The sequence below is a fragment of the Endozoicomonas sp. YOMI1 genome (genome assembly GCF_024606345.1).
Lineage (GTDB): Bacteria > Pseudomonadota > Gammaproteobacteria > Pseudomonadales > Endozoicomonadaceae > Endozoicomonas.
Genome location: NZ_JAHHPM010000066.1, coordinates 1 through 11,594, shown reverse-complemented (window position 1 = coordinate 11,594; position 11,594 = coordinate 1). Strand labels below are relative to the sequence as shown.

Below are 11,594 nucleotides of genomic sequence, written 5' to 3'. Positions count from 1 at the left end.
CGTAGCTATGTGACCGGAGTTGTAACGCCGCAGAGTGACTGATTACTTAGTCAGAAAATATGATTTCATTTGGTTAACTACTTATCACCTTTCGCTAGAGGAAAAACACCATAGAGGCAGAATTAGTTAAAAATCTAAGTATTCATAAGGAACTAATGCAGCAGATGACGAACAGGAAATGAATCCAGTAGCTCATAGACCATGCTTATTCTGGCAGTTGTCGTTTAAAAATCAGTAATAATTCCTGCCCTTCCAGTTTTGCTAAAATCCCGTTTTATGGCCTGTTAAGGTTTTCAAAAGAGAAATCAATGAGCAATGACGTAGTATTTGGCCTGCATGCAGTGCAGAGCCTGTTTGAGCGGTCGCCCGAAAGATTATTAGAACTTCAGGTCCAGAAAGGTCGTACGGATAAGCGTATCAATGCCCTGGTGGATCAGGCCAGAGATCAGGGCGTTTCTGTCCGATTTGTTGAGCGCAGCCGTCTGGATGCCAAAGTGGATGGTGTGCATCAGGGCATTATGGCCAGAGTCTCTGCTGCCCGGGTTTACCGGGAAGAAGATCTGGAGGATATCCTTGATGGACTGGATAAACCACCATTTTTGTTGATTCTGGATGGTGTTACTGACCCACACAATCTGGGGGCCTGCCTGCGGACCGCCGATGCGGCAGGCGTGCATGGGGTTATTGTGCCCAAAGATAAGTCGGCCAGTCTCAATGCCACAGCAACCAAGGTGGCCTGTGGTGCGGCCGACAATGTACCTCTGATTCAGGTGACTAACCTGGCACGGAGTATGGCATGGCTCAAGGAGCGAGGTATCTGGATGATTGGAACGGCAGGTGAGAGTTCCGGCAATCTCTATCAGTCAGATTTAACCGGCGCTCTGGCTCTGGTCATGGGCGCAGAAGGGAAAGGAATGCGTCGCCTGACCAGAGACCTGTGTGACTCGCTGATTTTTATTCCAATGGCCGGTTCTGTCAGTAGCCTTAATGTGTCGGTTGCTACCGGGGTGTGTTTATTTGAGGCGGTTCGACAGAGGCAATGATTGTCACCACCTTGTTGCCCTGGATTTCAGTGAAACTCGTCTTTGAATAAATCACCGATTCACCAAGCCAGTTCAAAAAGACTGGCTTGGGTGCAGCGGATGATCCAATTGCTCCTCTTGGGATGCTATAAATTTACGATATGCAGATAACTGCCACTTAACCCGCAATAATAAAGGATCACTCGGACTTGTCCGAAAACCCAGATTTCGAACAAAAAAGTGGTCAAAAGGAACACCTGCAACTCTTTGCACAGTTAGCTGGTCAGCCGTTACCATCTCTTTATCCATATGATCCATCGCAAGCCAGATCAAAAATCGTGGCAATATACTGACAAACATGGCTTCTGTTAGAACGGGCTCCTCCGTATCAGAATAGTGCCCGTTATCTTTTAACCAGTGATAAATCTGGCTGCAAGCTTCTCCAACGGTAGCTTCATTCTGGTATTGTTGTAAATCATCAGTTGGGGGGATGATATCCTGTCCAAAGCTTTCACGAAAAGACTCAATGAATTCTTTTAAAAATTCCTGAAATTGCGGAGGTAATGGCGTGTAAACCAGATTCTGGATACCAACATCAATGGTAATGTCTTTTGCCAATTCCGGTGAGAGTGATTTAACAGCAAAATCCCGTCCATCAATAGTAAATCGATCGATTTGGCAAATAGTCCCGCGCCCAAGTGTTTCAATATGCCAAACAGAGACTGCTGAATCTGCCCTGTTAACAATGGATTCACTACCGCCGTCAATATCAGCTGTGCCTGATCGGTCTGACATGGCTCCTTCAGAACGCAATCCGGTAGAACGCAATCTGGCATTAGCCACATTGCGCTCGACAATCTTCTTTATTTCCTCAGGATCAACCTTGCCTGACAAATACTCACCCTGATATCGCCCTGGAAACTAACGACTTACCCGCGTTACAGGAATCTTCTGATGGGTTTTCATGAGCCGATCGCAACTGAGTATCAGGGCTACTGACACTGAAAATGGTTCTTGATGATGAAGTGGCGGGAAAGGTAGTCTCTAAACCCATATTACCAGTACCGACGCTAGCCAATCCCCCGGTGCTGCTGCTGATAATACTACTACCATTACTACTACTACTACTACTACTACTACTACTACTACTACTACTACTAAATAGTTGCGTCCACATTATTCTCTCTGATCCGCCTGATATTAGAAATTGACTTGAATGAATCAAAGAAGTTCATTTTTAATTCTTATGATTGCCTGTTTCAATTTTGAATTGATAAAACAGGTCTATGGCCTGAGCGAGACCACTGATCGCCTGAAGATAAAGTCGGGGCATTAATTCATAACGTACTTTTACTTCGGCGATGGAGTTAAATACGCCTGCGCCATATTGCACCCGCAGGCCCGGAGCAATCGTGCCGCCAATGGTGACCCGGGTGTCATCACCACTGCCCTGGGTGTCGAGAGTGACATCCGAGAAGCCAATTTTTTCACCAATGGAGGTAACTACGCCGCCAAACTGGCTGACACCGAAACCGATCAGCATGGTTTGTACTGCCGAATTGTCACCATCTTCGAGTCCCCGCCCTCTGAGCAGATAAGACCACTGTTCCTGCTGTGGCAGGGATGGGTCCGAATAGATAGAAAACTCCGGCCGGGATGGTGCTCCTCTAACCTGAATACCTACTGATACATCGCCTTCTATGCTTTCAGGGTTGCGAATAGCGTTCACCGCCAGGTATGGGCTTGACAGCGGGCCAGAGAAAATAATATTGCCCTCTTTAATCAGCAGGTCCTGACCGAATTGATGATAGCGGCCGCTGGTCAGTTGAATAGAGCCATCGGCAGTCATTGGTTTTCCGGGTTGAAGATTAAGCAGCAATTGGCCACCAAGGTCTGATTTCAGCCCATAGGCGTCGATTTTGATGTCTTTGCCTAAAACCACATTCACATCCATGGTGAATGGCGGACCTGCAGGCAACAGTGTTTTTCTGGTTCCCGGGGTGATAATCACGACATCATCAGAGGGAGTAACGGCTTGCCCGGGCAGTTGTTTGATGCTCGCTCTTGCCCAGGGAATGGTGATGTTACCGGTCAGGGTTTGCGCTTCTCCAATGGTCAGCCTCAAATCGGGGGAGGCTCTCAGCTGGAGGATGCCCGGAACTCTGGCTCCCAGGTTTTGCCCTTTTATGTCAATAACACCGGAAGGGGGCAGCTGTTGCCAGTCGAGATGACCTGACAGCTTCATGTCACCGTCGTCTATCTTCATGCGGCCACTGACTTCGGCTTTATTGCCAACCACATTCAGCTCAGTGATCAGATGGCTGACTTTGACCATTTCCTGTTTAGCGGCCAACCGTCCTGCACGGAGTTTCAGGTTGCCAAACAGCAAGGGTTCTTTCAGGGTTCCCCCCATGCGTGTGTCAGCGGATAAAATGCCATCAATATGACTGATATCCGGAATCAGTGGTTGCAGAAAGTACAGACGCATATCCTGCAGTCTGGCTTGCCCACTCAGTGTCTGGTCACTGTGCATATTGTCGATGGCCAGATTGATGTGAGCGAACCCCAGCTGTTTTGAGTCAAAGTCAAACTCTGCCTGTAAATTATCCTCCTTCAGGTTAATCACGGTGGAGAGTTTTTGATAGTTCACAGAAGCTGAATTGTCTGAGTTACTGGTAACTTCACCCGGTGTCGTCTGGATTTGGATATGGGCTATTGGCTGGCCGCTATCCCATTGGATATTACCACTGCCCGAGAGTATGGCCTGCCAGTTAAGGTTGCCTGGCAGCAATGGTTTCAGGGTTGACAGGTTAAAGTCTGATAGCCGAAAGCGTGTTGTTCCATGGTTGGCTGAAAATGTTGATGCATCAATACAGAGCCTTGCCGGTTTGGCCAGCCAGCATTGATCCGTCAGTTTCACTGTTTCATCGCTAGCATTCAGCCCGATGGTGACAGGCTGCTCCAGAGACCAGGTATCCAGCGGTGTGATTACCCTGGCACTGGCTAACTGTCCCTGCCATTTGCCACGGCTGTTACCATGGGCGCCCTGCCAAACTCCGTTAATCTGTAACTCACCGGCTACCGGCTCACCTTGAGTTTTGAGGGATATTTGATGATTCCGTTCACTGCCATTGGCAATCAACAGCAAGTTTTTCAGCTGAATATTGCCACTGTTTACAGAGTCTGCCTCAACCGTGGTTTTACCTTCCAGTAAGGTTGCTCTGGTTAATTCGCCATTAACTTGTAACCGGTTGATACTGGTCTGTTGAACATCTATGGATGGGCTATCAAAGCTGAATGAAAGCTTTGGATGTTTATCGCTCCCTGATAGCTTAACGCTGCCGTGTAACGAGCCTTTCAGGTCTGGGGTAATCATATCCAAAGACTTTGCATCAAGTTTGGCACTCAGGGATAACTGTTCTGCGATTTGGCCACTGATGTTAAGACGGTTCTCGCCAAGCGCTGCATAAAAGCGGTGAATATTAACCTTGAAGGGTAAAGCGGCCATTGGCCTGACCTGACCCTCAGATGCCAGTTTTCCAGTCAACTCAAGGGGATTATTCAGTAATGAGCCATTGATAATCAGTTCCGGAATGCTTAGCTGCCATGAACCATCTGCCATTATGAATTGAGTCGTTACTTTGCCGCTCAGCCTTCCGGGAAGATCCCGTAGCCATAATTCTGGCTGTAGTTTTGAGAGCAGAATATGTCCTTGCCAATGAATTCCATCTTTCCAGTTAATTGTTCCGGTCAGTTCCAGCGGTTTTTCGGAAAGATTGCTTTCATCAGCAGGACTGAGTGACAGTGCTTCAATATTTAGCTGTTGCAAACTGCCAGAGGTGACCAAACTCAGTTGGGTTGCTGGCTGCTTAGCCACGTTAATGGATGTGTCCAGTGAGAGCTGATACTGATTCAGGTTGCCAGTGATCCTGGCTAAGCCATTGCCGACTGAAACCCCGGGTTCGTTTTCTTGCAGCGGCCATTGGAGTTCCGGCCATTTCAGGGCAACGCTTAGCGGGAAGTTGGGGGCAAAAAGGCCAATATTTCCCTCAAGTGTGGTATTGATGGAGCCTCGGGTGGCAAGCCGCAACTGCAGTTGACTGAGATCTCCCGAGGCTTCCAGTGATAGCTTATCGCCTTTAATGGCTGTCAGCCCGGGAATATTGAAATCATCCAGAAGGGTGGCATCCAGATTCAGGCTTAATGGATAGCTTTCAGATAGCTGTATCTCACCGTTTACAAGAATATTTGCCCTGGTTTGTTCTGCCTTGAGTTTCAGGTGGGTGATGTGAGTCGCTTGCCAGTTGAAACTCAGCTCCAGCGCTTTAAGGGTTTCATCAATATCACCCTGCTGGTAGCGGGCATTGGTTAGTGTGAAATTTTCCAGACTGATGGGCATTGGGAGTTTTATTTCCGGAAGTGTGATCCTTGAGAGATCAATCCCTGCCGACGTTTGTTTGTTGGGTGTTAACGCTTTTGGGGTGGACGTTGCGCTTTGCTGGCCTATTAACACAATCTGCAGGTTGTCTGCCCGAACTTCAGGGATAAACAGCTGACTATTCTGTATACGGACGGTTGCTGCAAAGGTATCCAGGGAAACCGTGGTTCCTGAAAAGGTGACATCAAAATCCTGGATATGGATCTGGTTGATCAGAATATCCAGCGGAAAATTCAGGGTTGTATCGGGAGTGGTCGGTGCTGACGGTTCGGTTGCTGCCACCGTTGGCTGAATCTCAAGGTTGCCGCCTTCGATTTCCAACAGTTGAATCGGCAGTTGCCTTGTTAACAGTTTTCCGAGTTGCCACTTAAGCGTTATATCATCGGCCTGAAACGCGATCTGGCTGTCTTGCCATCGGAGGTTCTTAATATTCCAGCCCGTCATCAGCTGACCCTCAGCCAGCTCCCCATCAAGCGCTGGAAGAGCGTTGATCAGTTGGCGCCAGAGCAGGGTGTTGCCGGTGTGAGTAAACAGCAGCAGTGAGACCAAGGTAATCAGGAAGACGGCTGTGACTAATAGGCACCGCTTTATCAAAGATACGCTGTTCAGGTATTGATCTGGCTCTACCGGGGCAGTCCCGGCATATTCAGATTTATGGTCTGGAGCGTTGCTCATAAATCCGGCCCCATGGAAAAGTGGATTTGCCAGGGAGAGCCAGGCTCACTGATCGCAAAAGCAAAATCCAGTTTCAAAGGACCTAAGGGCGTAACCCAGCGTATGCCCGGACCTGCCCCTGTTTGCCATTCAACCTGACCTTTTTGGTAGGAGTTAGTTGCGGTTCCGCTGTCAACAAATAAGGCGACCCGCCAGTTTTCAACAATTTCATAGTCATACTCAATACTGGCTACCGAAAGGTACTGGCCGCCAATCAGCTGGCCGCTGCTGTCCCTTGGGGATAGGCTGTCATAACTGTAACCACGGACCGTCTGGTCACCACCGGTAAAGAAGCGAATGGAGGGAGGGATATTTTGAATGTCATCCACCCAGATGGCGCCTTGCTCGATTCTGCTGATCAACCGATGATGCTGGTAAAACGTGGTCAGCCATTTGGCCCGGCCCCACACTTTGATAAAGTCAGCATCAGACTGCCAGGCTTTGGCAGAGGTTTCGATTTTCAGGTTGTAGAGGTGTCCGGAGCGGGGATCCGTTGGGGTGCCAACCACTTTCCGGCGGTCAAATGACATGCCGGGTATTAGCAACAGGTTATTGCTGTTTTGCAGCCCCTGGGTGTAGTTCTCATAATCTACCCGGATAAAAAAGTTCTGGTCCCAGTTACCCGGTCGCTTTTTCCATTTATTAATAGAAGCGGAAACGAGTTGACTGTCTGTATCCTGTACTGAAGTTCTCTGGAAACCGCTATCCAGGCTGTAGTATTCGAGCAGAGGGTTGCCATAGGGGATTTTATAGCGCCCGCTTAGTTCCTGACCTGTTTGGGACACTTTAATATCGCTGGTAAAACTGTGCCCTTTTTTATCCATCCATGGGTTATCAATACTCAGGGATACCCTCGGGCCTTCGTCCGTAGAGAAACCAATGCCTGTCTCCAACTCCCAGGCTGTTTTGGGTATCACACTGACGAAAATCGGAACTTCACCATCAACCGCTTTATCTTTGAGGGGGCGGACTTCAATGGATTTAAAGTATCCGGTTGCGGAAAAGTCCAAGTTCAACTGGCTGAGCTGTTCAGAGCGATAGGGTTGCCCCGGTGCAAAATTGATCATGGTGTTCAGCAACTCTCGGGTAGCTTCACTAACCGGGGCGTCATAAATAACCGGTCCGAACCGGTATCGTCTGCCGGATTTCATGGTCAGGGTAATATCAGCCCGATGTTGGGCCGGGTAGACTTTGATCTGGTGTTCACTCAGGTCTGCATCAAAATAACCACGGGCCAGGGCCAGTTGATTGAGTCCTTTTTTCAGCGACTCATATTGGCCATCATTCAGGACATCGCCTACTTTTAGCCGGTTCTGCCTGATCAGCTGAGTAAACGCACTGTCTTTTCTGGCATCACCTTCCAGATTGATTTGCAGGGACTGGACAATCACTGGCTGACCCGGGTTGATAGTGATGGTGAGCTGACTGGTTGCCTTTTTGCTTCTGTGAAAGTCAATGGTGGGCTGGTAATAACCCAGGGCCATTAGTGATTTTTGCAGGGCCTCCCGGATTTCATGCCGGTATTCATCCAGTTGTCCGGGTTTGATGGCAGGCAGGTTATCAAGATAGAGCGTTGCATTTTGCAGTAATGCTTTGTCTAGCCCGTTGATTTTATAGGTCAGAGGTTTTGCCGCCCAGGCTGATGCAGAAAAAAACAGGATGATAAGCAGCCACAGGCCGATTCGCCGCTTCGGTGGATAGATAAGTGCTGTGCTTTCGTGATCGGCCATAACTTAATGATAGTGGCTACGCATTCCCGGCAATAAAAACGGTAAAATGGATAAAGCTGAGCGTTCGCGCTCTCTGGAATCTATATCGACCTTTGGAGCATGACTCTCATCGTTGAATGGATTTGCCACACAGCCATTTGAGCAGCCATCCTTTCCTTTTGCATAACTTATTGTTTCATATTGCCCTTTTGATGCCTTAAAGCATTATTGGCCAAACGGGATGAGTATGTTTTCAGCTTACTGACAGGAGAGGACCTACTGTTTATTTTCAGAATTTGCCTGAATACCTGAAGCGGGGTAAATCACCACGTTGATATCGGATATTACCAATGAGGCAGACCGTGTCTCCCCTTGCAACCAACGTAACAAATCTCTAAAATTCCGGCTCTTTGTATGCTCCGGTCAATCTGTCCGGTGTATATTTGATTCTCAATGGAGCCTTTTTGGTCAAAAGTTGATCAGGCTGTCCATTGTGGATGAAGTAATCGGTGGGCGCCTGCGCTCACACTCTCCTTGCCTTACTGCTTTATAGAATCCGGATGTCGGAGGTAAAAATTGCAGGAGGCTATTTAACCCGTAAGGAGCAAATAATGCGTCATTACGAAATCGTTTTCCTGGTCCATCCGGACCAGAGCGAGCAAGTACCTGCCATGGTTGAGCGCTACACTCGCGCTATCACCGAAAATGGTGGCAAGGTACATCGTCTTGAAGACTGGGGTCGTCGCCAGCTGGCTTACCCAATCAACAAGATCCACAAGGCTCACTACGTTCTCATGAACATTGAGTGTGGTAACGAAACTCTGGATGAGCTGACGGAAAACTTCCGCTACAACGACGCGGTTATCCGTAACATGGTTATTCGTCGTGATGAAGCCATCACGGAAGCTTCTATCATGCTGCAGTCTGAAGAAAAGCGTGATCGTCGTGACGATCGTCGTGAAGACCGCCGTGAAGACCGCCGTGAAGAACGAGCCTCTGAAGAAGCCGTTGAAGACGAAGTAGAAGAGTCTGAAGAGTAAGACCTGACGCTCAGTCGTTTACGACTATTTATCTTATCGTTCATGACTGCTCAGGTTTCTGCTTCAAGCAGCTCTTTACCATACAAGCATAAATCCAAGGAGGCGTTGCCATGGCACGTTTTTTCCGTCGCAGAAAGTTCTGCCGTTTTACCGCTGAAGGCGTGAAAGAGATCGATTACAAAGATCTGAACACTCTGAAAGCTTATGTTTCTGAAACCGGCAAGATCGTTCCTAGCCGTATCACCGGTACCAAGGCTCGTTACCAGCGTCAGCTGGCAACAGCGATCAAGCGCGCTCGTTACGTGGCTCTGCTGCCATACACCGATCGTCACTGATTTATTCATAGGGTATAGCTGATGCGTGGACTGGCGGAACTGGTAATGCGTGGCCCGAAACAGGCAATGATCCTGGCCACTGTGTTTGCCTGTATTCCCATGCTGTTCTGGGTGAGTGCAGCCATCATGTCACTGGTGGTACTACGTCGTGGTGCCAGTGAAGGGCTGAAAATACTCACCTGGGCTGTGCTGCCGGGTATTGCCTGGGCAGCCATGGGACAGTTCTCCACGATCATCGGTTTGACAACTACCGTGGCTTTGGCCCTGGTATTACGCCAAACGGTTTCCTGGCAGAAAACACTACTGGCGCTGCTGCCGGCCGGAGCTTTAATCGCTTTGGTTATGGCGCAGCTGACTCCACAGCAAATCGCCCTGATCAGCGATCTGGTCATGACATTTATTCGTGACTACATTAAGCAGGCAGGGCAGAGTACGGACGACTTAGTAGCGGGCATCAGGCCGTTGGTAGAATACGGGGTTATTGGTGTGGTCACCTGGTTTAACCTGGTGAGCTGCATCCTCGGGCTGGTGCTGGCCAGATCCTGGCAGGCGCAGCTTTATAACCCGGGTGGATTCCGTGAAGAGTTTCACCAGATCCGCCTGCGGTTACCGGTAGCCATGGGGCTTCTGGCATTTACCCTGGTGGGAGCAACCTTTGTTCCTTTCCTGCTGGTGCTGGTTCCTGCTGCTACGCTGCCATTGCTGGTGGCGGGGCTTGCCATGATCCACGGGCTGGTGGGCATGAGACAACTGGGAAGCTTCTGGTTGGTAGGGTTTTACATCCTGTTGATTTTTGTCACGCAACTGGCGTACCCGGTCATTGTTTTAACTGCATGTCTGGACAGTCTTTTTGATTTTCGCGCCCGCGCGAATAACCGACTGCATCAGAGGTGACAGGTACTAGATAGAGGCTAGCGAAATGGAAGTAATCCTGCTCGAAAAAATTGCCAAGCTTGGTAAGCTGGGCGACAAGGTCACCGTTAAAAACGGTTATGGCCGTAACTTTCTGATTCCTTTTGGTAAGGCCCTGCCTGCCACTGCAGAGAATCTGGCTACTTTTGAAGCTCGTCGCGCTGAGCTTGAGAACGCGGCTAACGACCAACTGAGCAGTGCTCAGAAGCGCGCTGAAGAAATGGCTGAAATCGAACTGACCCTGATCGCCAAAGCAGGCGACGAAGGCAAGCTGTTCGGTTCCATCGGTCCCCGTGACCTGGCTGAAGCCATCACTTCTGCCGGTGTTACTGTTGCCAAGAGCGAAATCCGTCTGCCAGAAGGCCCAATCCGTGCCGTTGGTGAGTACGATGTTGGCATCCAGCTGCATTCTGATGTTGCTGCGACTATCAAGGTGTTCATCGAAGCTGAATAATCAGTTCGGTTAACAGATAGATTAAAAACCGGAACTCTAACGGGTCTCCGGTTTTTTTAACCCGGTTTTATGGCAATTCATCGGTTGTTTTCCCTTTCTACGGAGAGAAGGGCTGTCCTGAGATTAACCGTTGAGCGTTGCAATAAGTTGCTCAAAAAATTCTGGACAGTGAGTCCTTATCTCTTTCACGTTAAGTGCTGCTGATGTTAACGGATGGATGGGGTGTTTATTAACCCATTCAAACAGCAGGCCATGCTCAAAATACACGGTCTGTGGCCCACCCTGGTTTTGCTTTTTGTCTATTGCTGCCGGCCATGAAATTAAATTTCCACCAATGGGGCAACGATAGGCTGATGACTCGTTATCACCCGACTCACTCAGAAGGTCTTTTGCCAACTTCAATTGCCCGGACCACTCAACAAGTTCTTTAATCCTTTGTGGTGATGGGGATTCTCCGGCTGCAAAAAGGTAGCGGATGAGGTTCCAGCCAGGATCACAGGAGATAGGAATGTGATCAAATTTCCTCCTGGGCAAGCCGATTTTGCAGGCAATCGCCAAGATCCATTCAGTTCCATCGGCTGTGGCGGGGATCTGGCTGAATGCTGAAATATAAGCCATTCCCTGCTGGATGTTGCTAACGGTCTGCTCAGGCAGACAACTCAGAAACTCATCGGTTTGTTGTTGCGGGAAATAGGCCAGCGCATCCTTGTCATCCAGCCATTGCAACGCCCGATAAAGATGACCCGTTTCAAGGCCCCGTTCGGTTTCAGTCAGTTTCTTTGACAGGCGATAAGCCAGGAGCTGCGGTTTGTCTCCGGTACAAGTTTGTAATGCCTTTAACTCATCAAATCCAAGTCCCGTACACATACCAATTCTATGCACGTTATGGCTCAGCAGTAGATTACCCAGAAAATCCATGGTTAAGGGTATGGAGCCTGGTTTTCGGGAGACTTCATCTTGCTGGCCAAGT

10 protein-coding genes are annotated in these 11,594 nt (G+C 49.0%); 5 read left to right on the top strand and 5 right to left on the bottom strand.

Features of this window, described 5'->3' with window-relative positions; all coding sequences use genetic code 11:
- Window positions 1-308 precede the first annotated feature (308 nt).
- Window positions 309-1,043, top strand: coding sequence for a 23S rRNA (guanosine(2251)-2'-O)-methyltransferase RlmB (rlmB, locus tag KDK15_RS02555; RefSeq protein WP_257293802.1), 735 nt, complete (start codon window positions 309-311; stop codon window positions 1,041-1,043).
- A gap of 72 nt (window positions 1,044-1,115) precedes the next feature.
- On the opposite strand, the gene KDK15_RS02550 is transcribed toward rlmB, so the two are convergent.
- The 4 genes from KDK15_RS02550 to KDK15_RS02535 form a co-directional block, all read right to left on the bottom strand.
- Entirely contained in the window at window positions 1,116-1,835 is a 720-nt protein-coding gene (locus KDK15_RS02550; protein ID WP_257293801.1) for a hypothetical protein, read from the bottom strand.
- A gap of 85 nt (window positions 1,836-1,920) precedes the next feature.
- Window positions 1,921-2,199 (bottom strand): hypothetical protein, encoded by a 279-nt coding sequence (locus KDK15_RS02545; protein ID WP_257293800.1) that lies wholly within the window; start codon window positions 2,197-2,199, stop codon window positions 1,921-1,923.
- Window positions 2,200-2,259: 60 nt separating this feature from the next.
- Window positions 2,260-6,135, bottom strand: a complete 3,876-nt coding sequence (locus KDK15_RS02540; protein WP_257293799.1) for a translocation/assembly module TamB domain-containing protein — start codon at window positions 6,133-6,135, stop codon at window positions 2,260-2,262.
- Window positions 6,132-7,904: an autotransporter assembly complex family protein gene (locus KDK15_RS02535; protein WP_257293798.1), complete on the bottom strand. Its 1,773-nt coding sequence runs from the start codon at window positions 7,902-7,904 to the stop codon at window positions 6,132-6,134. The genes KDK15_RS02540 and KDK15_RS02535 overlap by 4 nt, the downstream gene beginning before the upstream one ends.
- A 590-nt stretch (window positions 7,905-8,494) precedes the next feature.
- Between KDK15_RS02535 and rpsF the strand changes: the two genes are divergently transcribed.
- The 4 genes from rpsF to rplI all read left to right on the top strand — a co-directional run bounded on the left by rpsF (window position 8,495) and on the right by rplI (window position 10,624).
- On the top strand, window positions 8,495-8,923 hold the full coding sequence (gene rpsF / locus KDK15_RS02530; RefSeq protein ID WP_257293797.1) for a 30S ribosomal protein S6: 429 nt from the start codon (window positions 8,495-8,497) through the stop codon (window positions 8,921-8,923).
- A gap of 110 nt (window positions 8,924-9,033) precedes the next feature.
- Window positions 9,034-9,258 carry a 30S ribosomal protein S18 gene (gene rpsR / locus KDK15_RS02525; RefSeq protein WP_020584246.1) on the top strand — a complete coding sequence of 75 codons (225 nt, stop codon included), beginning with the start codon at window positions 9,034-9,036 and terminating at the stop codon, window positions 9,256-9,258.
- Window positions 9,259-9,279: 21 nt separating this feature from the next.
- Window positions 9,280-10,152: a hypothetical protein gene (locus KDK15_RS02520; protein WP_257293796.1), complete on the top strand. Its 873-nt coding sequence runs from the start codon at window positions 9,280-9,282 to the stop codon at window positions 10,150-10,152.
- A 25-nt stretch (window positions 10,153-10,177) separates the two neighbouring features.
- The gene (gene rplI, locus KDK15_RS02515) at window positions 10,178-10,624 is read left to right on the top strand and encodes a 50S ribosomal protein L9 (RefSeq protein ID WP_257293795.1); all 447 of its coding nucleotides are present in this window, start codon (window positions 10,178-10,180) and stop codon (window positions 10,622-10,624) included.
- 123 nt (window positions 10,625-10,747) lie between these two features.
- On the opposite strand, the gene KDK15_RS02510 is transcribed toward rplI, so the two are convergent.
- A partial coding sequence (locus KDK15_RS02510; protein ID WP_257293794.1) for a hypothetical protein occupies window positions 10,748-11,594 on the bottom strand: 847 nt, incomplete at its 5' end.

Coding starts and splice junctions, on each gene's coding strand:
- rlmB (WP_257293802.1), top strand. CDS start 309: ATGAGCAATGACGTAGTATTTGGCCTGCATGCAGTGCAGAGCCTGTTT.
- KDK15_RS02545 (WP_257293800.1), bottom strand. CDS start 2,199: ATGTGGACGCAACTATTTAGTAGTAGTAGTAGTAGTAGTAGTAGTAGT.
- KDK15_RS02540 (WP_257293799.1), bottom strand. CDS start 6,135: ATGAGCAACGCTCCAGACCATAAATCTGAATATGCCGGGACTGCCCCG.
- KDK15_RS02535 (WP_257293798.1), bottom strand. CDS start 7,904: ATGGCCGATCACGAAAGCACAGCACTTATCTATCCACCGAAGCGGCGA.
- rpsF (WP_257293797.1), top strand. CDS start 8,495: ATGCGTCATTACGAAATCGTTTTCCTGGTCCATCCGGACCAGAGCGAG.
- rpsR (WP_020584246.1), top strand. CDS start 9,034: ATGGCACGTTTTTTCCGTCGCAGAAAGTTCTGCCGTTTTACCGCTGAA.
- KDK15_RS02520 (WP_257293796.1), top strand. CDS start 9,280: ATGCGTGGACTGGCGGAACTGGTAATGCGTGGCCCGAAACAGGCAATG.
- rplI (WP_257293795.1), top strand. CDS start 10,178: ATGGAAGTAATCCTGCTCGAAAAAATTGCCAAGCTTGGTAAGCTGGGC.